Raw genomic sequence first — 20355 nt, forward strand, 5'->3', positions numbered from 1 at the left:
GCCGCGGTGGCAACCGCTCCTGCATGGACGGATGCGGGAGCGGCGTCATGGCCTGGGCGCGGTGGATCAGATCTTGACGTTGGAGCGGATGTTCCAGCCGTACTTGATCGGGCCACCTTCCTTGCTGCCGTCGGCCTTCTGCGGCTGATAGTCGACCGTGACCTTGGCGAAGTTGAGGGTGACGTTCTCGGTGAGGCGGTCGTCGCTGCCCGAGCCGCCAGTGCTCAGGGAGCTGATGATCACTTCCTCGAGGTTGATGATCAGGTACTCGACCTGGCTTTCGCCACCGGCCTTGCGCACGGTCAGCTTGACCTTGTCGATGTGCTTGCCGCTCGAGCAGTGGGCCATCAGGTTGGGGCTGGACTTATCGATGTACTTGGTGATCGACAGGTCCTGGATGTTGACCTTGCCGGAGCCGCCGCCGCTGCCGGTGTGCATGTTGCCAGACTGGGACATGCCCCAGCTCCAGTTCAGCACGTCGATCTCGTCCTTGTGGGTCTTGTCGTGCGACTCGCCCTTGATGTCGCCAATCTTGATGAAAATGTCTACAGCCATGATGTCCTCGCGATGGTGCGGCGGTTAGCGATTGGGATGGGAATCGCGGGGCCGGGCCCCGCGATGATCAGGCGCCCTTGGCCGAAGGCAGCTTCGCTACCAGGCGCAGCGAAACGGTCAGCCCTTCGAGCTGATAGTGCGGGCGCAGGTAGAAGCGCGAGTTGTAGTAGCCAGGGTTGCCTTCGACGTCCTCGACCACCACTTCAGCGGCGGCCAGCGGGTGCTGGGCCTTGGTGGTCTCGGTGGAGTGGGCCGGGTCGCCGTCGACATAGTTGAGGATCCAGTCCTGCAACCAGCGCTGCATCTCGTCCTTTTCCTTGAACGAGCCGATCTTGTCGCGAACGATGCACTTGAGGTAGTGGGCAAAGCGACAGGTGGCGAACAGGTATGGCAGGCGCGCCGCCAGGTTGGCGTTGGCGGTGGCGTCCGGGTCGTCGTATTCGGCCGGCTTCTGCAGCGACTGGGCGCCGATGAAGGCAGCGAAGTCGGTGTTCTTCTTGTGCAGCAGCGGCATGAAGCCGTTCTTGGCCAGCTCAGCCTCGCGGCGATCGGAAATCGCGATTTCCGTCGGGCATTTCATGTCCACGCCGCCGTCGTCGGTCGGGAAGGTGTGCGCGGGCAGGCCCTGCACCTGGCCACCGGATTCGACGCCGCGGATGCGCGAACACCAGCCGTAGTACTTGAACGAGCGGTTGATGTTCACCGCCATGGCGTAGGCGGCGTTGGCCCAGGTGTACTTGCTGCTGTCGGCGCCGTCGGTGTCTTCTTCGAAGGCAAAGGCTTCCACCGGGTCGGTCTTGGCGCCGTAGGGCAGGCGCGCCAGGAAGCGCGGCATGGTCAGGCCGATGTAGCGCGAGTCTTCCGATTCGCGCAGCGAGCGCCAGCCGGCGTATTCCGGGGTGGTGAAGATCTTGCTCAGGTCACGCGGGTTGGACAGCTCCTGCCAGGAACCCATGCCCATGACCGTCGGCGAGGCAGCGGCGATGAACGGCGCATGCATGGCCGCGCAGATCTTCGACAGCTCGCCCAGCAGTTCCACGTCCGGCGGCGACTGGTCGAAATAGTAGTCGCCGACCAGGCAGCCGTAGGGCTCGCCGCCGAACTGCCCATATTCCTCCTCGTAGAGCTTCTTGAACACCGGGCTCTGATCCCAGGCGGTGCCCTTGAACTTCTTCAGGGTCTTGTGCAGGTCGTTCTTGGAAACGTTGAGCACGCGGATCTTCAGCTGCTCGTCGCTTTCGGTGTTGTTGACCAGGTAGTGCAGGCCGCGCCAGGCGCTTTCCAGCTGCTGGAAGTCCGGGTGGTGGATCACCTGGTTGACCTGGGCGGTGAGCTTGGCATCGATCGCGGCGATGATCTGCTCGATCGAGCCGATGGCGTCATCGGACACCAGGCTGGTCTGTGCCAAGGCCTGTTCGGCGAGGGTGCGCACGGCGCTTTCGACCGCTTCGCGGGCACGCTCGGTCTTGGGCTTGAATTCCTGCATCAGCAGGGCGGCGAACTCGCTCGGTTCGTGCACCGCCGGCGATTGGGCCTGGGTGTCGCGCAATGAATCGGTCATGGTCGGTCTCCTCAGGCGTTCGGCTCGTCGGCGGCGGGCTTGGGTGCGCTGGCCAGGGCCTGCAGCAGGGCAGGGTCCTTGATGGCCTTGAGGATGATGTCCTCGGCACCGGTCTTGCCGTCCATGTAGGTCAGCAGGTTGGCCAGCTGGGTCCGGGCCTCGAGCAGCTGGTTCAAGGCATCGATCTTGCGCGCCACCGCAGCCGGGCTGAAGTCGTCCATGCTCTCGAAGGTCATGTCCAGGCTCAGGTTGCCTTCACCGGTCAGCGCGTTGGGCACGGTGAATGCCACGCGAGGTTTCATGGCCTTGAGGCGCGAGTCGAAGTTGTCCACGTCGATCTCGAGGAACTTGCGCTCGGCCACGGCCGGCAGCGGCTCGGCGGGCTTGCCAGCGAGGTCCGCGAGCACGCCCATGACAAAGGGCAGCTGGACCTTCTTCTCGGCGCCATACAGTTCGACGTCGTATTCGATCTGCACGCGCGGCGCACGATTGCGCGCGATGAATTTCTGGGAGCTGTCTTTCGCCACTGTTTTCCTCCTGGGTGCCGGTTGCGGCGGCTGTGTCTGTGCGGGAGTCGGTGTTCATGCGACCTGGCGGCGTTCAGTCGCCTTCCGGGCCGCGCAGGTTCTCGAATTGCGAAAGGCCATCGGGGATCAGGTCGCGGACGATGGTCGCGAAGTCGGCATCGACCAGGTTGCGGGCCCGCCGCAGCAGTACCGGCAACGGGCTGGAAGGTTCGTGGCGTGCATAGTACTGAAGCAGCCGGTCGAGGCTTTGCAGCACGTCCTCGCGGCTGTTTATCTCGCCCGGGCGAGCGGCTGGCCGCTGCACGGGCGCAGCCTGGGCAGCACCGGGTTCGGCGCTGTCGATAGCGGTGCCCGTCAGGGGCTCGTCGATCGCGCGGGGCTGAGCACCCGCCGGGCCGAAGTCGACCAGGACCTGCAGCGCCTGGCGCAGCGGCTGGCGCAGGGCCGACAGGTCGACCCCGCTGGCCGAGCCGACCTGTTCGTTGACCCGTCGCTCGATGGCCTCGCAGGTTTCGCGTGCCCGCTGCAGGGCCAGACGACAGTGCTCCAGCTGTTGGGCGTCGACGTCACGCAGCGCGGCGGCCAGTTCCTCGCTGGACAGTTGCTCGCTGGCAGATTGCTGGATGCCGGCGGCATGCAAGGCGGCGCGCAGGGTAATCACGCCGAAGGCGCGGGAGCGCACCAGCACGGCTTCGCGCAGCAAGCCGATGTTGGTGTCGCAGGCCAGGCCCGCCAAGGCGTTGATGCGTACCGTGGGGTCGTTGTCGTCCGCCGCGTCGATTTGCGGATGCAAGTGCAGCCAGTATTCGGCCAGAAGATCGTGCACCAGCTCCAGGCCGTCGGCCAGGCCTTCGACGCCATGCAAGGCCAGTTCGGCCTGGATCAGAAAATGAGTGATGCGCAAGTCCTTGCTGCGCTGCAGCAGGCCCTGGCAGGCTTGCTCGATGTCGCGCCAGGCAGGTGGTTCGGCCGGTTGCACGGCATCGCCCATGACCCGCTCCGGGCGGCCCTGGGCGTCACGCTCGAGCTGCAGGAAGTCAGCATCGTATTCGAGGTCTTCGCCACACGGAAAGTCCATCGAAATAGGGGCGAGCAGCAACGGCGAATTCACCGGAAATCGATCTCCATATCGGCCCATTGTCTGGGCGGGTCCTTCCGAAGTTGCTGGCCCGAACGGGCCATTGAACTTGGCGAAGAATTGAAAGTTGATATCATAGTAATATCACTATGACACTCAAAAGCTGCGCATTTATGGTTTATTTCCAAAATGATGTCAAGGTAAGCTACGCGCCGCGCGTATCAGTGGTGAAACACCGGCAACCCTGCCATGTCCATCGAGCCGGTACTTCCAATGTATCGAACCGGTGAGCCGAACAGGTTTGTGCGGAACGCCGGCGCGTTGATATTTTCCTTTATTTTTCAATGGCTTTTGAAGTCATAATAAGGCGCGTGCGGGCCTTTCGCGACTGCCCGGACAACTTTGACATAATGCATGGAGGCATGATGGCACTTCGCCTGACCATTACCAGTTACCACAAGATCACGCCTGGGCAGTGCCCGGAGATGGTGCTGGGGAGCGGTGCCATCACGGTCGGGCGGGCTGCGGACAATGACTGGGTCATTCCCGATCCGCAGCGCCTGGTTTCCTCCAGGCATTGCCTCATCCAGTTCAAGGATGGTCATTACTACCTGACCGACAACAGCACCAACGGCGTCGAACTCCTCCAGGCGGGCGTGCGCATGCGTCGTGGCAGCAGCGAGCTGTTGGTCGATGGCGAAATCATCCGCATCGGCGAGTACGAGATCCAGGCACGCATCGAAGCGGGGCCGAGCATGCTGCCGGGCGAGCAGCCCGAGGCGCACAGTTTCGAAGCGTTGATGGCCAATCAGCTGGCCGATCGGCAGCCACTGCCGGCGAGCGCGCCGGCCAGCCCCGCGGCGGTCCGCAGCCATGACACCCTGCCGGATCTGTTCGACTTTCTCGCTCCAGCGAGCGTGCCGCCGGCCAGCCTGCCTGACCATGTACCGGCCCAGCAGCATGACTTCTGTCCGCCGCCACCGCTGGCTCCAGCGCCGGCCGCCGCAGCGGGGCTGATTCCTGAGGACTGGAACCTGCTCGACGAGACGCCTGCGGCACCGGCACCGGCACCGGCACCGGCACCGCAACCGCCTGCGCCTGCGCCTGCGCCGCAGGCTACCGCGTGCGACGTCGAGGCCCCAGCGCAGCCTGCCGCTGCAGCGCCCGCAGCCACACCGGCGGCCATACCCGCAGTCACGCCCCAGGCGGACGACGTCTTGCTTCGCGCCTTTCTGCGTGGCGCCGGCATCGAACACCTGCGTATCGAAAGCGCTGACACCGAGGCGCAGATGCAGGCCATCGGCCGCAGTTATCGCCTGATGGTGGAAGGGCTGATCGATGTGCTGCGCGCCCGCAGCAGCGTCAAGGGCGAGTTTCGCATGCAACAGACCACGATCGCCCCGACCCGCAACAATCCGCTGAAGTTCGCACCCAACGCCGACGAAGCGTTGCTGTTGCTGCTGCGTGAGGGCAACCAGGCTTTCATGGCGCCAGACCAGGCGGTACGTGACAGCTTCGACGACCTGCGCAATCACCAGCTGGCGGTCATGGCGGGCGTGGAGGCGGCGATCAAGCACCTGCTGGCGCGTTTCGAACCGGCGCGCCTGGAAGCCCGTCTGACGCCCGCCGCCGGGTTGGCGAAGCTGTTCGGTGGCTCGCGCCAGGCGCATTGCTGGCAGCAGTTCACCGAGCTGTACGGGCAGATCTCGCGTGAAGCCGAGGATGAATTCCAGGCCCTGTTCGGCCGTGAGTTCGCGCGTGCCTACGAGGCCTATGGCAGCCAGCTGAAGCGCCCATGAGGCGTAAGCCATGGGCCTGGAAGAGTACCTGTGAGGTCATGAGGAGCAGAATGAACGCAACGAGACTGACCGCAGCGCTGGCCATCGCGCTGCTCGGTGCCTGCAGCACGCATGCGCCGCAGGCGACCGCGCCTTCGCTGGCCGAGCCGGCGCCGAAGGTGAGCCTGTATTTCAGTGCCGACGCCGGGCTGAACCCAGGCGCCACGGGCGAACCGGCCCCGGTCCGAGTGCGTGTCTACGAACTGAAGCACGGCGCCGGCTTCGCTCGCGCCGACTATTTCGCCCTGGCCGACCAGGCCCGGGCGACGCTCGGCGACGATCTGCTGGACCAGGACGAGGTCCTGCTGCGGCCCGGCCAGCAGTTGCGCGTGGATCATCCGCTGAACCCGGCCACGCGCCAGATCGGCCTGGTGGTCGGCTATCGCGAGATCGACCAGGCCCGCTGGCGCAGCCTTCTGGCGGTGCCGCCACTGGACTACCAGATCAGCCTCGATGCGCGCGCCGTGCGCAGCGCCGAGGCCACTTCACAACCTGAGCCTGTTCGCTAGGCAATTGGAGTTCTCATGTCCTGGAACAATCGCGTGGTCTGGTCGGAAGGCATGTTCATCACGACCCAGCACTTCCAGCAACACGACCGCTACCTGGAAAACCTGGTCGAGGCTCGTAGCCGCCCGCTGAGCGTCGCGGCCTGGGGCTTTTCCGAACTGCTGATCGACCAGGGCCTGCTGACCCAGGGCAAGCTGGCCATCCTTGGCGCTCGCGGCCTGTTGCCCGATGGCACGCCCTTCGACATTCCAGGCGATGACCTGGCGCCCGCGCCGCTGGAAATCCCTGATGATTTTCGTGACGGCGTGATCTACCTGGGCTTGCCGCTCAAGCGCGCCGGCCTGCGTGACACCGCCGAGCAGGGCGAGGCACACCCGGGCGCCCGCTACATCAGCCAAGTCAGCGAGGTGCGCGACGACAACGCACCGTTCGAGAACCGCGCGCCATTGGCCCTGGGCAGCCGTGCCTTGCGCCTGCTGCGCGAGGAAGACGGCCTGGGCGACCATGCGCTGCTGGGCGTGGCACGCGTGCGAGAAAAACGCGCCGATCGCGCCCTGGTGCTCGATGACAGCTATATCCCGCCCTTGCTGGACGTGGCCGCCAGCCAACCCCTGTCGGTGTTTCGCGGCGAGCTGCTGGGCCTGCTGCACCAGCGTGGCGAGGCCCTGGCCGGCCGGGTGGTGGCATCGGCCAACGGCGGCGCCTCGGAAATCGCCGATTTCATGCTGTTGCAACTGGTCAATCGCGCCCAGCCACTGATCGAGCATCTCAATCAGCTCAGCCCGCTGCATCCCGAGCGGCTGTACAGCGAGCTGGTGGCACTGGCCGGCGAATTCGCCACGTTCACCCGCGATGGCCGCCGTCCGCAACACTACCCGGCCTATCAGCACGACGATCTGTTGGCGACCTTCGCGCCGGTCATAGCCGACCTGCGTGAAGCGCTGTCGATGCTGATCGACAGCAAGGCAGTGGCCATCCCTCTGGTGGAAAAGGCCTATGGCATCCATGTCGGTATGCTCGCCGACCGCAGCCTGCTCGACAGCGCCAGCTTCGTGCTGGTGGTGCGCGCGGACGTGCCAGGCGAGACGCTGCGCAGCCGTTTCGGTCAGCAGAGCAAGATCGGCTCGGTGGAGCACATCCGTGACCTGGTCAACCTGCAACTTCCGGGGATCGGCCTGTTGCCGCTGCCAGTGGCGCCCCGGCAGATCCCGTTCCATGCCGGGGCCACCTACTTCGAGCTCGACCGTGGCAGCGAACATTGGCAGCAGTTGCGGCAGTCCGGCGGCTTCGCCTTTTATGTCGCCGGCGAGTTCCCCGGCCTGAGCCTGGCCTTCTGGGCCATTCGAGGATAAGTCGCGATGCAACCGGATGATCCGCTGGCCGACGACCGCACCCAGTTCATGCCGCGTCCCGGTGGTCGCGAGCCGCAGCCGAACTCGTCCGCGCCGGCCGCTGCCGCGCCGGCACCGCTGAGCATGCCCGCCGAGCCGCTGGCGCCTGGGCAGGCGCTCGGCCTCAACCCGCTGGAGCGGGCGGCGGGGCCTCTGCTGGCGCTGCTCACGCGCCTGCGCAATACCCTGGCTCATCCGGCGCCGGCCAGCCTGCGGGCGCAGCTGCTGGCCTATCTGCGCCAGTTCGAGGAGCGCGCCGAGGCCGCCCAGGTGCCGCGCAACGAGGTGCTGCTGGCCCGTTACGCGCTGTGCACCGCGCTGGACGAGGCCGTGTTGAGCACGCCGTGGGGCAGCGCCAGCGACTGGGGGCGGCAGAGCCTGCTGATCACGGTGCACAACGAAGCCTGGGGTGGCGAAAAGGTCTTCCAACTGATGGAACACTGCCTGCAGAGCCCGCGTGAACGTTTGAACCTGCTGGAGCTGCTCTACCTGTGCATCAGCCTCGGCTTCGAAGGCCGCTACCGGGTGATGAACGACGGCCGGGCCCAGCTCGAAGCCTTGCGTGAGCGTACCGCCGCGACCATCCGCGGCTTGCGTGGCGAGACCGAACGTGAGCTGTCGCCGCACTGGCGCGGCGTGACCGTCGCGCCAGACCGCCTGGCGCGCCTGGCGCCGCCGTGGGTCGCCCTGGCGGTGGCCCTGGCGTTGCTGCTGCTGGTGCTGTTCGGCCTGCGTCTGAAACTGGCCGCCGACGCCGAACCGGTATTCCGCGACATCCACGCCCTGGGCGAGATCCCGGTCCAGGCGCTGGACCGTCCCGCCGAGCAGCCCAGGCTGGCCCAGCGCCCGCGCCTGGCCGGGCTGCTGGCCGAGGACATCAAGGCCGGCCGGGTGATCGTGCAGGATGCGGCAGACCGTTCGATCGTGACGATTCGTGGCGACGAACTGTTCGCGTCCGCCAGCGCCGCCATCAAGAACGATTTCAAGCCGCTGGTGCTGCGCATCGCCGAAGCGCTGACCGAGGTCAAGGGTGACGTGCGCATCACCGGACATAGCGACAACCGGCCGATCGCCACGCTGCGCTTCCCGTCCAACTGGGCGCTGTCCCAGGCCCGCGCCGAAGAAGTCCGGCAGATCCTCGCCGCGCGCACCGGGCAGCCGCAGCGCTTCAGCGCGCAGGGCTTGAGCGATACCGAACCGCTGGCGCCCAACGACAGCGCCCAGGGTCGCGCGAAGAATCGCCGGGTCGAAATCACTGTTCTGGCGGAGGGCGTCGAGTGAAGGCGTTTGTCGGTTTTGTCGTGCGCTGGGTGATTCCGGCGCTGGGCCTGCTGGCCCTGAGCCTGATCATCTGGTTCCTTGGCCCGCTGCTCGACTGGCTAGTGCCGGCCGCGCCGCGCTGGGCGTTGATCATCGTCTTGCTGGCGAGCTGGATCGCCTACCGCGTGTGGCGCCTGGTGCAGGCCCGGCGCCAGGCGGCCAACGTCATGCAGGGACTGGCGGCCGAGGCGGCGCCAGATCCCGCCGGTATCGCCACCGCCGGGGAGCTCGAGACCCTGCGCCAGCGCATGGACCAGGCCCTGGCGCTGTTGAAGAAGGCGCGTCTGGGCGCGGACGGCCGGCGCAACCTCTACGAGCTGCCCTGGTATGTGATCATCGGTCCGCCCGGTTCGGGCAAGACCACCGCGCTGGTCAACTCCGGCCTGCATTTCCCACTGGCCGCACAGATGGGCGAGGGCGCCGTTCGCGGCGTAGGGGGCACGCGCAACTGCGACTGGTGGTTCACCGACCAGGCCGTGCTGCTCGACACCGCTGGCCGCTACACCACTCAGGACAGTCACGCGCAGGTGGACAAGGCCGCCTGGCTGGGCTTTCTCGACCTGCTGCGCTCGCAGCGGCCACGCCGGCCGATCGACGGCGCGTTCGTTGCCATCAGTCTGTCCGACCTGCTGCTGGGCAGCGAAGCCGAGCGTGCCGCCCACGTGGTGGCGATCCGTACTCGCATCCAGGAGCTGCATACCCAGCTTGGGGTCCGCTTCCCGATCTATCTGATGCTGACCAAGCTCGACCTGCTGCCCGGTTTCATGGAGTTCTTCGACAACCTGGGCAAGCAGGAGCGCGCCCAGGTCTGGGGCATGACCTTCCCGCTGGAGCAAGCCCAGCACGAGCAAGGCCCGCTGGTGCGCTTGGGCAGTGAATTCGCTTTGCTCGAGCAGCGCCTGAACGAGCGCCTGGTCGAGCGCCTGCAACAGGAACGCGACCCGACGCGGCGGGACCTGATCTACGGCTTCGTCCAGCAGTTCGCCGCTCTGCGCGGCAACCTGGAGAGTTTCCTCGACGGCATCTTCAAGCCTAACGCCTTCGAAACCCCGGCACTGCTGCGCGGCGTGTACTTCACCAGCGGCACCCAGGAAGGCAGCCCGATCGATCGGCTGATCGGCAGCATGGCCCAGAGCATGGGGCTCGACCGCGCGCACCTGGCGCGACAGAACGGTACCGGACGCAGCTATTTCATCGAGCGGCTGTTCAGCGCGGTAGCGTTCGCCGAGCGTGGTCTGGTCGGCAGCAACCCACAGGCCGAACGCCGGCGGCGCTGGCTCGCCCGTGGCGCGCTGGCCCTGAGCGTGGCTCTGGTGCTGGCGGTCGGTAGCGTCTGGGCGCTGAGCTACCGCGCCAACCAGCAGTACATCGCCGAGGTCGAGCGCCGGGTGGCGCCGCTCGGCAAGCGCGTCCAGACGCTGAGCCCGGCCCAGCGCAGCGTGCTCGAGGTGCTGCCACTGCTCGACGCGGCGCGCCGGCTGGCCGACGACCCGCCAGCCTGGGCCAAGGGGTTCGGCTTGTACCAGGGCGACATGCTCGAGCGCGAGGCGGCCAGCGTCTATCGCAAGCTGCTGGTCGCCGTGTTCGCGCCGCGCCTGCGCAGCCGCATCGAGGAGCAACTGTACGCCGGTGGCCCTTCGGACTACCTCTACGAAGCGCTCAAGGCGTACCTGATGCTGGCCGATGCCAAGCACCAGGATGCGGACTTCCTCAAGGCCTGGATCACCTTCGACTGGGAGCGAAACCTGCCGCGCGACCTGGCCGAGCAACCGCGGGCTTCGCTGCACCGGCACCTGGCCGCGCTGCTGGACAAGCGTCCGCCAGACGCACGACTCGACCAGCAGCTGATCGAGGACACGCGGCGCCAGCTGCAACAGTTGCCGATCGCCCAGCGCGTCTATGACCGGGTCAAGCGCCAACCGCTCCCAAGTGGCGTCAGCGACTTCCGCGTTACCGATGCGGCTGGCCGCGACGCGGCGCTGGTACTGCGCTTCAAGAGCGGCAAGCCGCTGAGCGATCCACTGCCCGGGATCTTCACCGCCGACGGCTACCGCAAGGCCTTCCTGGCGGCCAGCCTGGCGCACAGCGAGACCCTGGCCGAGGAGCGCTGGGTGCTGGGTCGCGCGCCTGGGGCGGCGGGCGATGCCCGGCGTCTGGCCGAGGACGTTCGGCAGCTCTACTACCAGGACAGCATTCGTCATTGGGATGCGCTGCTGGCTGATCTGGACAGCGTGCCGATCACCAGTGTCGGCCAGGCGGCGGACGTCCTGCGCGTGCTCTCGGGCCCGACATCGCCGCTCAAGCTGCTGCTGCAGGCCGTCGCCAGGGAGACCGACCTGCGCCAGCCGATCAGCCTCGAACGAGTCAAGGACAAGGCCGAGCAGGCCGGCGTCGACCAGCTGCGCCAGCGGCTTGGCGGCCTGCTGGGCGAGGCGCCGGCCAGCGCGCCGAGCGCGCCGGCGGCGCCAGTCGATCCGGTAACCGCGCACTTCGCCGAGCTGGCCACGCTGGTCGCCACGGGCGAGGGGCAACCCGCCCCGATCGATGGCTTGCTCGCCGATCTCAATGCCCTCTACGTGCAGGTCAGCGCCATGGTCGGGGCCAACGGCGAGGCATTGCTCGGCGAAGCCAAGACCCAGGTCCAGGCCGCCGCGCAGCGGGTCAGCCTAGGCGCGGCGCGCCAGCCCAAGGTGGTTCAGGCGCTGGTCGGCACGGTGGTCGGCTCGACCAACGGCACGGTCATGGGCGGCGTGCGCGCCCAGCTCGATGCGGCCTGGACCAGCGAGGTGGTCAGCGTCTACCGGCAATCGCTCAGTGGTCGCTACCCGCTGGTCGCCAGCAGTTCGCGCGACGCCACGCTGGAAGACTTCGGCCAGTTCTTTGGTGTCGGCGGGGTGATGGACAGCTACTTCCGCAAATACCTGCAGCCCTATGTCAATACCGCCGGCAGCCGTTGGAGCTGGCAGCCGGGCGCGGCCCAGAAACTGGGGATCAGCAGCAACGTGCTGAGCACCTTCCAGCGCGCCGCCGTTATTCGCGATGCCTTCTTCCGCAGTGGTGGCGGCGTGCGACCAGGGGTGCGCTTCGAACTCAAGCCGGTGGCCATGGATGCCAGCATCACCCAGTTCCTGCTCGACCTCGACGGTCAGCAGATCAGCTACGACCATGGCCCGAGTCGCCCGGTAGCGCTGCAGTGGCCGAACCCTAACGGTATTGGCGTGGTACGCCTGGCCATGGCTCCAGCCTCGGCCAGTGGCCGCTCGGGCTTGACCCTGGAAGGGCCGTGGGCCTGGTTCCGGCTGCTCGATCAGTCCGAGCTGGTCGCTGGCAGCTCGCCGGAGCGTTTCAACCTGCGCTTGCGCCTCGATGGCCTCAGCGTGTCCTGCGAGCTGCGTGCCAGCAGCGCCTTCAACCCGTTCCGCAGCCGAGTGGTCAGCGGTTTCAGCCTGCCGGAGCATTTGTGAACACGCTTGGTTTCTACGGAAAGATGGCCTGCCGTGGCGACTTCGTCAGCCGCGGCCTGTCGCACCATTTCATTCAGCCTTGGGACCAGTGGCTGGCCGCGGGGCTGCAAGCCAGCCAACAGCAACTGGGCGCCGACTGGCTCGAGGCCTACCTGGTCAGCCCGCTCTGGCGCTTCGCCCTGGCGCCTGGGCTGTGCGGGCCGCAAACGGTGGTCGGTGTGCTGATGCCGAGCATCGACCGGGTCGGCCGTTATTTCCCATTGACCGTGGCGCAGCTGCTGGACCCGGCCCAGCCGTTGTCCCAGTTGGTCGGTGCGGACGATGCCTGGTTCGAGCAAGTGGAGACCGCCTTGCTGTCGACGCTGGTGCCCGGCGCCACGTTCGAGGCCTTCGAGGCGGCCCTGCCAGCGCTTGCCCTGGCGGACCATGGCGCACGGCCTGGCATGCCCAGCGCGCCAGTCGGTGGCCTGGCGCAGCGACTGGACGCCAGCACGCCGCGACAACGTCTGCATGCCCTGGCCGAACGCGCCTGCGCAGGCGCGAGCCTGTGGTGGGGCAAGGGCTGCGCACGTATCGCACCAGGCCTGATGCATTGCGCGGGGCTGCCGCGCAGCGAGGATTTCGCTCGGGCGTTGCTAGGCAGCGAGGCCTGCCCCCTATGACTGCCTTGCATTACACCTCGGCCAGCTACAGCCATGTCGGCATGGTCCGCAAGATCAACGAAGACGCCTCCCTGGAGCTGACCGACAGCGGCTGCTGGGCCGTGGCCGATGGCATGGGTGGGCACGCCGCTGGCGACTATGTCAGCAGCCTGACGGTGGACAGCCTGCGCCAGTTGCCCCGGGTCGACACGCTGGAGCAGTGTGCCGAGGCCATCCGCGGCACCCTGGCGTGCGTCAACCAGGCGGTGCGTGAGGAAACCGCCCGCCGCGGCGTCGCCATGATGGGCAGCACCGTGGTGGTGCTGGCCGCCCGCGCGCGACAGGCGATTGGCCTGTGGGCCGGCGACAGTCGCCTGTACCGCCTGCGTGACCGGCGTTTCGAGCGCCTTTCGCACGACCACAGCTATGTCCAGGAGCTGCAGGACAGTGGCCTGCTCAGCGAGGCCGAGGCCCGCGTCCATCCGCGCGGCAACATCGTTACCCGCGCCATCGGTGTGCTCGACCAGCTGGAACTGCAGGCCGTGACCTTGCAGGTAGAACCTGGTGACACCTACCTGCTGTGCAGCGACGGGCTGAACAAGACTGCCGAGGACCACGAGATCGCCGACGTGCTCGCGCATCCCGATCCCTACTTGGTGGTACGCAGCCTGGTCCACCTGGGCCTGACCCGTGGCGCTCCCGACAACATCACCGCCGTGGTCGTCAAGGCGAACTGAAGACACTCATGGACATGCAGATTCCCGGATTCGACATCCACAGCGAACTTGGCCAGGGCGCCATGGCCAGCGTATACCTGGCCACCCAGCGCTCGCTCGAGCGCAAGGTCGCCTTGAAGATCATGGCGGCCAGCCTGGCCGCCGACCCGGTCTTCTGCGAGCGCTTCCTGCGCGAAGGCCGCACCCTGGCGCGGTTGTCGCACCCGCATATCGCCACGATCCACGACATCGGTAACGTCGGCGAGCTGTACTACATGGCCATGGAATACCTGCCGGCCGGCACGCTCAGGGAGCGCATCGCCGAGGGGCTGAGCCCCGAACAGGCGCTCGGCTACCTGCGCCAGATCGCCCAGGCCCTGGGCTATGCGCACGCCCAAGGGCTGGTGCACCGGGACGTCAAGCCGGCCAACATCCTGTTCCGCGCCGATGGCACCGCCGTGCTGTCGGACTTCGGCATCGCCAAGTCGTTGGATGACCGTACCCAGTTCACCCAGGCCGGCTTCGCGATCGGCACGCCCAGCTACATGAGCCCGGAGCAGGCCCGCGGCCTGGACATCGATGGTCGTACCGACCTGTATGCCCTGGGCGTGGTATTTCACGAGATGCTCGTCGGCGCGCTGCCGTATGCGGGCACCGATGCGTTGTCCACGGCACTGGCACACCTGACCGAGCCACTGCCGGAGCTGCCCGTGGAACACGGGCGCTACCAGTCGGTCCTGCGTGGTTTGCTGGCCAAGGAGCCCGAGCAGCGCTTCGCCAATGCCGCCGAGCTGCTTGACGCGCTCGAGCGGCTACCCGAGCCGCAGGTGCCACGGCAAGACGCGACCGTGGTCGCGCCCTTGTCGCTGGGCCTGCCCGCGTCGCAGGCGAACGCTGGGGCATCGGTGTCGACTGCTCCAGACCCGCTTGCCAGCCCCGCGGCCGAGCCCGCGCGAGCTGCAGGGCCGACACCACGGCACAGATCGCCGCCGACTCGCGGGCCCGGCAAGCCGGTCAAGACCCTACTGGCGGTGGCCATCGTGGCCGCGCTGGGGGTGGGCGGCGCACTCTGGTGGCTTGCCGCTGACGGCGATGCGTCGTCCCAGCAGGCCGGCAACACGCAGGCGTCGGCGAGCACCCTTGCCGACCCTGGCATCTCGGCCGGGCCGAGCGCGGATGGCCGTCCCTTGCTCATGCCGGGCAAGCGCACCCTGTTCCAGCGTGTATTGAGCAAGCCCGGCGCACAGCTGCTGGCCCAGCCGCAAGACAGCGGCGGACGGGCGCTGCCGACGTTCTCGGTGCTCTACGTCTACCAGCGCAAGACACTGGGCGGCAAGGCCTGGCTCGAAGTCGGGGCCTCCAGTGGCGGGCAGCGGGACGGCTGGCTGGAAGCGTCACACGTCAGCGACTGGAAACAGAGCCTGGTGCTCAAGTTCACCGAGCGCTCCGGGCGTGCCCCGGTCATGTTCATGCGTCGGGCCGATGAGGTGCAGACGCTGCTCGACGACACCGGCAAGGCCCGGGAACAACTGCTCCAGGCGCAGACCAGCCCGGATCAGGTCCCCCAGGTGCTGGCCCTGGAACCTGCCGCCAGCGCCGTGCCGCAAGCGCAGTTCTACCTGATGCCGATCTTCGACTACCGCGAGAGCTTCGATGCCGATGGCCAGCCGGCGCAGCTGCTGAACGTCGCTTCCATCGATCCCGGCGCGCAGGCCGCTGGCGGCGCGGCGCGCAGCGGCGACACGGCAGCCGCCGACGACAACGGCTTTCGCACGGGCATCGTGCTGGTGGTGGATACGTCCGTTTCCATGCAACCCTACATCGATCGCATACGCCAGGTGGTCAGCGAGCTGCAGCAACAGCTGGCGGCCCGGGGCGAGCTGGACAGCGTCAGCTTCGGCCTGGTGGGGTTCCGCAACAGCGTTAGGCGCACGCCTGGCCTGGAGTACCTGAGCAAGGTCCTGGTCAGCCTCGAGCAAGGCCGCGACCCGGCACGCTTCCTCAAGACCGCCGCGCAAGTACGCGCCACCAGCGTCTCCAGCCACTCCTTCAACGAAGACGCCTTCGCCGGCATCATGCAGGCCGTCGAGGGCATGGACTGGAGCGGCTACGGCGGCCGCATCATCCTGCTGGTCAGCGATGCCGGTGCCTTGCGCAAGAGCGACCCGGCCAGCAGCACCCGGATGAATGAAGCCGAGGTGCGCCAGGCCGCGTTGAGCAAGCAGATCAAGATCTACGCCCTGCATCTGCGCACGCCAGCCGGGGCGAAGAACCACGCCCAGGCGCAAACCCAGTACCGGATCCTCACTGCTGACAGCAATCCGCGTATCGGCGACCTGTACGTCGGCGTGCCGGGCGGCGAGGTGGACCTGTTCGGCGATCGCGTGCGCGAGATCGGCTCGACGTTCGCCGAACTGGTGCATCAGGTGCGCACCGGGCAGGTCCAGGCTGTACCGCAACTGGCCAGCGGAGCCAGCCTGCAGGCCAAGTCGCAGGCCATCGGCTACGCCATGCACATGGACTTCCTCGGTCGCCGCTCGGCCAGCCAGGCGCCGCGGCTGGTCAGCGCCTGGACCGCCGACCGCGACCTGACCAACCCGACCTTGCCAACCCTGCAGGTCTGCGTGCTGCTGACCAAGCTGCAGCTCAACGACCTGCAGCAGTCGCTCAAGCTGATCGTCGATGCCGCGCGCAAGACGCGCAGCTCGCCGGGTGACTTCTTCAACGAGATCGCCAGTGCCAGCGCCTACATGAGCCGGGACCCGAGCGCACTGCGCAAAGGTGCCGACCTGGCCCGCAGTGGCGTGCTGGGCGAGTACCTCGAAGGTCTGCCGTATCGCAGCAAGTCCCTGAGCATGACCCAGGACCTGTGGCTGTCGCTATCGGTGGCCGAGCAGGAGGATTTCATCGACGAACTGGAATCGAAGATCCGCCTGTACGAAACCTTCCACAACGACATGGCCAACTGGGTGCGCTTCGGCAATGCCGAACCGGGTGACGCCCTGTACCGTGTCCCACTGTCGACGCTGCCGTGATGCTCGATCTGCATGGCGTGCGCAAGACGCGCGGACAGGGTGCCCAGCGCTACAGCCTGGAGATCGGCCGGTTGCAGCTGGCCAGGGGCGATCGCGTGGCGCTGGTAGGCCCCAGCGGCTGCGGCAAGAGCACCGTGCTCGACCTGCTGGCGCTGGTGCTGGCGCCGGATGCCGCGCAGGGCTTCCGGCTGGTGATGGACGAGCAGGCCATCGACGTCGCGCAGCTCTGGCGCCAGCGCCAGCTGGACAGCCTGGCCGCGCTGCGCAGCCAGCACCTGGGCTATGTGTTGCAGGCCGGCGGGCTGCTGGGCTTCCTGGACGTGCGCGACAACCTGCGCCTGCCGCGTCGATTGCTGGGGCTGGGCGACGATGGCAGCGTCGAGCGGCTGGCCCAGGCGCTCGATGTGCATGACCAGCTGGACAAGAAACCGACGGCGTTGTCGCTCGGCCAGCGCCAGCGTGTCAGCTGCGCGCGCGCCCTGGTGCACGCGCCTTCGCTGTTGCTGGCCGACGAGCCGACCGCGGCGCTCGATCCGTTGAACGCCGAACGGGTCATGCAACTGCTGCTGCGCCAGGCCCAGGCGCGGCAGGTGACGTGCGTGGTCGCGACGCATGACGAAGGCCTGGCCCGCAGCGCCGGGCTGACGGTGCTGCGCATGACCTGCCGGCGCGACCCCGACGGCGGGGTCACGGCACGCCTGGAGCAGGCGGCCTGATGCGCCCGCTGTTGATCGCCGGCCTGGCCTGGCAGGACTACCGCAACGAGGCGCGGCTGTCGGCCTGCAGTGTGCTGGCACTGGTGGCGGTGATCGCTCCGCTGATGGTGCTGTTCGGCCTGAAGTTCGGCCTGGTCGGCAGCCTCACCGAGCGTCTGCAGCGCGATCCGGGAGTGAGGGAAGTCATCTCCCTGGGGGGCGGACGTTTCACCACCGACTTCATCCAGGTACTGGCACAGCGTCCGGAGGTGGCCTTCGTCATACCGCGTACCCGGCAGATCGCCGCGACCGCCGAGCTGCTGCTGCCCGCGCAGGGGCGTGGTGCCAGCGTGGAAATGCTGCCTACGGCCAAAGACGATCCGCTGCTGCGAGGCCAGCCGATACCGCACGGGTTGCATCAGGTAGTGCTCAGTTTCACCGCCGCCGAAAAGCTTGGCGCCAAGCCTGGAGATGCGCTGCGGGCCAGCTTCGGCCGCCAGCAGGCCGGCGAGCTGGAGTGGGCCCAGGCCGAGCTGCAGGTACTGGCCGTGCTGCCGCTGGCAGCCTTCGAGCGGGACGGCCTGTTCGCCTCGCTGGCGTTGCTGGAGGCGGTCGAGGACTATCGCGACGGACGCGCCGTGACAGCACTGGGCTGGTCGGGCCAGGCTCAGGCCGGTGGCACCTCGCGCATCTATCCGGCGTTCCGCCTCTACGCCCACGAGCTCGACGATGTCGAGCCGCTGCGCCAGTTCTTCGCCGCGCGCCAGCTACCGGTTTTCACCCAGGCCACGCAGATTGCCCAGGTCCGCTCGCTCAGTCGCAACCTCGACCTGGTGTTCTGGATCATCGCCAGCCTGGCGCTGGCCGGCGCGGTGGCGGCCATCGCCGCAGGCGCGCTGGCGGCGGTGGAGCGCAAGCAGCGGGAGCTGGCGGTGTTGCGCCTGCTTGGCTTCGGCACTGCCGCGCTGCTCGGGTTCGTGATCCTCCAGGCGCTCTACAGCGGCCTGCTGGCCGCCGCGTTGGCGGCGCTGTTGTACCTGTCGGCCGAATACGGCCTGAATCGACTTTTCATGCAGGTGCCCGGCGAGTTCGCCAGTCACTTGCTACCCGCGCACTACCTCGTCGCGCTGGGGGCCGTGCTGCTGGCCAGCGGCGGCGCTGCCGCGCTCGGCGGCTGGCGGGTCTCGCGCATCGATGCCAGTCAAGGAATCCGTGATGTCTGACGTTCGCTCAAGGGCCATTGCCCTGGTTCTTTCCACGCTGGGCCTGGCCGCCTGTTCGCCGGCCGAGGACCAGGACAAGTCCCAGGCCCCGAGCGCGGCCCAGTCCCTGGCCGGCCCGGTCGACACTGGCAAGCTGGACAACCCCAGGCCGCTGCCCGGCGACATCGGCCTGCCGCTGCCGTGCGGGGGCGAGCTGGTGTTTCGTAGCGTCTATGTCCTGGCCCAGGGGAGCCTCGACGACCGCGAGGTGAGCCTCGGCTATCCGTTCAGCGAGGGCGAGCCGGGCTACCGGCAGTCGTTCATCTCCGGCTACCGGCGCGACTTCATCAACGGCCAGTTCAGCTTGCAGGACCTGGCGCCGCAATGGCAGGAGGCGGTAGCGCCAAGCCTGCCGAAGATCGACGCGGGCAGCCCGCTCAAACCGATGATGTACTTCATCGGCAAGTATGAGGTGACCGCGCGTCAGTACGCCCAGGTCATGGCCCAGGCCCAGGCGCTGGCGGCTGGCGAAGCCGAGCCGACCTGCCAGGTCAATACCACCACGGCCGCGCGCCTGCCCAAGGTCAAGCTCTCGCGCTTCGAGGCCGAGCGCTTCGCGGCGGTCTACAGCGCCTGGCTGATGAAGCACCATCGCGAGCTGTTGCCGGTCAGCGGGCGCGGCAAGAATGCCGAGGAGGGCGGCATTGGCTTCGTGCGCCTGCCTACCGAAGTGGAATGGGAGTTCGCCGCGCGCGGTGGCTCGGCGGTCAGCCGCCAGGAGCTGGAAGGCCGGCTGTTTCCGCGCAAGGTCGAAGGGGCCGACGGCGATGGACCGCTGGCCGACTGGGCAGTCTTCAACCAGGTCGCCGGCGGCACGGGGCAGGCGGCGCGCCTGATGCCGATCGGCACCCGCAAGCCGAACCCGCTCGGCCTGTTCGATGTGATCGGCAATGCCGCCGAGATGGTCCAGGAGTCGTTCCAGCTCGTGCATGCCGGGCGTCGCCAGGGCGCCTATGGTGGTTTCGTGGTCAAGGGCGGCAATTACCTGGAAGGCGAGGGCACGCTGTTCACCGGGATGCGCCGCGAATACCCACTGTTCGGCAGCGATGGCACCGAGCAACGCAACGAAACCACCGGGTTCCGGGTGGCCATCGGCGCCTTGTCCGCCCCGCGTTCGCGTTACCAGGAACTGTTCGAGCAGTGGCAGAAGGAAGGGCGGCTGGCCGGCCTGACCGACGACATCGACGCCGCTCAGGACCCGACCAAGCGCCTGGACAGCATCATCGCCGCCACCGTCGATCCGCGCCAGCAGGCCGAACTGGGCCTGGTCAACGAAGAGCTCAAGCGCAACGTCTCGCTGCTGGCCCGTCAGCGCGAGGAAGCGGCCGGCAACCTCATCCAGTCGGCGGCCCTGGTGGCCGAGACCATCAACAACTACAACATCCGCCTGACCAACCTGCGCAACAGCCAGACCGAGGCCCAGGCGGCCGGCGAGCAGACCGCCGCGCGCATGTACGGCGCGGCGATCGCCAACGGCCGCGCCGCACTCGATGGCGCGGTGGCCATCTACATCGACAACCTGGCCAGCGGCGCGCGCTATACCGATGCGGTGATCCAGGCGCAGTTCCAGCGGGTCAGGCAGGAACTCGAGCGCAAGCCGGTCCTGGGCAACAGCCTGGTGACCCGCGCCACCCTGTTCGTTCGCCATGTCGGGGAGTATCGCCAGTCACGGCGGGCCGACCCGGCGACGATCCTCAAGGAGCTCCTGGCCTCCGCCGCCGCGCGGCGCTGAGAGCTGCTTGCCATGAAGCAACCCCGCGGGCAT

The 20355-nt window shown here is 67.6% G+C and carries 15 protein-coding genes; 11 read left to right on the forward strand and 4 right to left on the reverse strand.

The window, feature by feature from the left end; all coding sequences use genetic code 11:
- Window positions 1-66: 66 nt before the first annotated feature.
- The 4 genes from ACY8GK_RS05425 to tssA form a co-directional block, all read right to left on the reverse strand.
- On the reverse strand, window positions 67-555 hold the full coding sequence (locus tag ACY8GK_RS05425) for an Hcp family type VI secretion system effector (RefSeq protein ID WP_196174717.1): 489 nt from the start codon (window positions 553-555) through the stop codon (window positions 67-69).
- 67 nt (window positions 556-622) lie between these two features.
- Entirely contained in the window at window positions 623-2116 is a 1494-nt protein-coding gene (gene tssC, locus ACY8GK_RS05430; RefSeq protein ID WP_196174716.1) for a type VI secretion system contractile sheath large subunit, read from the reverse strand.
- 11 nt (window positions 2117-2127) lie between these two features.
- The gene (tssB, locus tag ACY8GK_RS05435) at window positions 2128-2643 is read right to left on the reverse strand and encodes a type VI secretion system contractile sheath small subunit (protein WP_462402527.1); all 516 of its coding nucleotides are present in this window, start codon (window positions 2641-2643) and stop codon (window positions 2128-2130) included.
- A 73-nt stretch (window positions 2644-2716) separates the two neighbouring features.
- Window positions 2717-3754, reverse strand: coding sequence for a type VI secretion system protein TssA (tssA, locus tag ACY8GK_RS05440; RefSeq protein ID WP_462402528.1), 1038 nt, complete (start codon window positions 3752-3754; stop codon window positions 2717-2719).
- A 392-nt stretch (window positions 3755-4146) separates the two neighbouring features.
- On the opposite strand from tssA, the gene tagH reads away from it, so the two are divergent.
- From tagH to ACY8GK_RS05495, 11 genes are read left to right on the forward strand one after another with little or no spacing between them, the layout of a single operon-like run.
- Window positions 4147-5520: a type VI secretion system-associated FHA domain protein TagH gene (tagH, locus tag ACY8GK_RS05445; protein ID WP_462402529.1), complete on the forward strand. Its 1374-nt coding sequence runs from the start codon at window positions 4147-4149 to the stop codon at window positions 5518-5520.
- Window positions 5521-5570: 50 nt separating this feature from the next.
- The gene (gene tssJ / locus ACY8GK_RS05450; RefSeq protein ID WP_462402530.1) at window positions 5571-6068 is read left to right on the forward strand and encodes a type VI secretion system lipoprotein TssJ; all 498 of its coding nucleotides are present in this window, start codon (window positions 5571-5573) and stop codon (window positions 6066-6068) included.
- A 15-nt stretch (window positions 6069-6083) separates the two neighbouring features.
- Window positions 6084-7418, forward strand: coding sequence for a type VI secretion system baseplate subunit TssK (gene tssK / locus ACY8GK_RS05455; RefSeq protein WP_196174711.1), 1335 nt, complete (start codon window positions 6084-6086; stop codon window positions 7416-7418).
- Between the two features lie 6 nt (window positions 7419-7424).
- The gene (locus ACY8GK_RS05460; RefSeq protein WP_196174710.1) at window positions 7425-8738 is read left to right on the forward strand and encodes a DotU family type VI secretion system protein; all 1314 of its coding nucleotides are present in this window, start codon (window positions 7425-7427) and stop codon (window positions 8736-8738) included.
- Window positions 8735-12241: a type VI secretion system membrane subunit TssM gene (gene tssM / locus ACY8GK_RS05465; RefSeq protein ID WP_462402531.1), complete on the forward strand. Its 3507-nt coding sequence runs from the start codon at window positions 8735-8737 to the stop codon at window positions 12239-12241. Before ACY8GK_RS05460 ends, tssM begins: the two co-directional genes overlap by 4 nt.
- Window positions 12238-12903 carry a type VI secretion system-associated protein TagF gene (gene tagF / locus ACY8GK_RS05470; protein WP_462402532.1) on the forward strand — a complete coding sequence of 222 codons (666 nt, stop codon included), beginning with the start codon at window positions 12238-12240 and terminating at the stop codon, window positions 12901-12903. The genes tssM and tagF overlap by 4 nt, the downstream gene beginning before the upstream one ends.
- Window positions 12900-13619 carry a PP2C family protein-serine/threonine phosphatase gene (locus ACY8GK_RS05475; RefSeq protein WP_462402533.1) on the forward strand — a complete coding sequence of 240 codons (720 nt, stop codon included), beginning with the start codon at window positions 12900-12902 and terminating at the stop codon, window positions 13617-13619. Before tagF ends, ACY8GK_RS05475 begins: the two co-directional genes overlap by 4 nt.
- A gap of 8 nt (window positions 13620-13627) precedes the next feature.
- Window positions 13628-16633, forward strand: a complete 3006-nt coding sequence (locus tag ACY8GK_RS05480; protein ID WP_462402534.1) for a serine/threonine-protein kinase — start codon at window positions 13628-13630, stop codon at window positions 16631-16633.
- Window positions 16633-17349, forward strand: coding sequence for an ABC transporter ATP-binding protein (locus ACY8GK_RS05485; RefSeq protein WP_196174705.1), 717 nt, complete (start codon window positions 16633-16635; stop codon window positions 17347-17349). The genes ACY8GK_RS05480 and ACY8GK_RS05485 overlap by 1 nt, the downstream gene beginning before the upstream one ends.
- Window positions 17349-18551 (forward strand): FtsX-like permease family protein, encoded by a 1203-nt coding sequence (locus tag ACY8GK_RS05490; RefSeq protein ID WP_462402535.1) that lies wholly within the window; start codon window positions 17349-17351, stop codon window positions 18549-18551. Before ACY8GK_RS05485 ends, ACY8GK_RS05490 begins: the two co-directional genes overlap by 1 nt.
- The gene (locus tag ACY8GK_RS05495) at window positions 18544-20322 is read left to right on the forward strand and encodes a formylglycine-generating enzyme family protein (protein WP_462402536.1); all 1779 of its coding nucleotides are present in this window, start codon (window positions 18544-18546) and stop codon (window positions 20320-20322) included. Before ACY8GK_RS05490 ends, ACY8GK_RS05495 begins: the two co-directional genes overlap by 8 nt.
- Window positions 20323-20355 lie beyond the last annotated feature (33 nt).

The organism is Pseudomonas sp. Marseille-QA0332 (assembly GCF_054950175.1).

Coding starts and splice junctions, on each gene's coding strand:
- ACY8GK_RS05425 (WP_196174717.1), bottom strand. CDS start 555: ATGGCTGTAGACATTTTCATCAAGATTGGCGACATCAAGGGCGAGTCG.
- tssC (WP_196174716.1), bottom strand. CDS start 2,116: ATGACCGATTCATTGCGCGACACCCAGGCCCAATCGCCGGCGGTGCAC.
- tagH (WP_462402529.1), top strand. CDS start 4,147: ATGGCACTTCGCCTGACCATTACCAGTTACCACAAGATCACGCCTGGG.
- tssJ (WP_462402530.1), top strand. CDS start 5,571: ATGAACGCAACGAGACTGACCGCAGCGCTGGCCATCGCGCTGCTCGGT.
- tssK (WP_196174711.1), top strand. CDS start 6,084: ATGTCCTGGAACAATCGCGTGGTCTGGTCGGAAGGCATGTTCATCACG.
- ACY8GK_RS05460 (WP_196174710.1), top strand. CDS start 7,425: ATGCAACCGGATGATCCGCTGGCCGACGACCGCACCCAGTTCATGCCG.
- ACY8GK_RS05475 (WP_462402533.1), top strand. CDS start 12,900: ATGACTGCCTTGCATTACACCTCGGCCAGCTACAGCCATGTCGGCATG.
- ACY8GK_RS05480 (WP_462402534.1), top strand. CDS start 13,628: ATGGACATGCAGATTCCCGGATTCGACATCCACAGCGAACTTGGCCAG.
- ACY8GK_RS05485 (WP_196174705.1), top strand. CDS start 16,633: ATGCTCGATCTGCATGGCGTGCGCAAGACGCGCGGACAGGGTGCCCAG.
- ACY8GK_RS05490 (WP_462402535.1), top strand. CDS start 17,349: ATGCGCCCGCTGTTGATCGCCGGCCTGGCCTGGCAGGACTACCGCAAC.
- ACY8GK_RS05495 (WP_462402536.1), top strand. CDS start 18,544: ATGTCTGACGTTCGCTCAAGGGCCATTGCCCTGGTTCTTTCCACGCTG.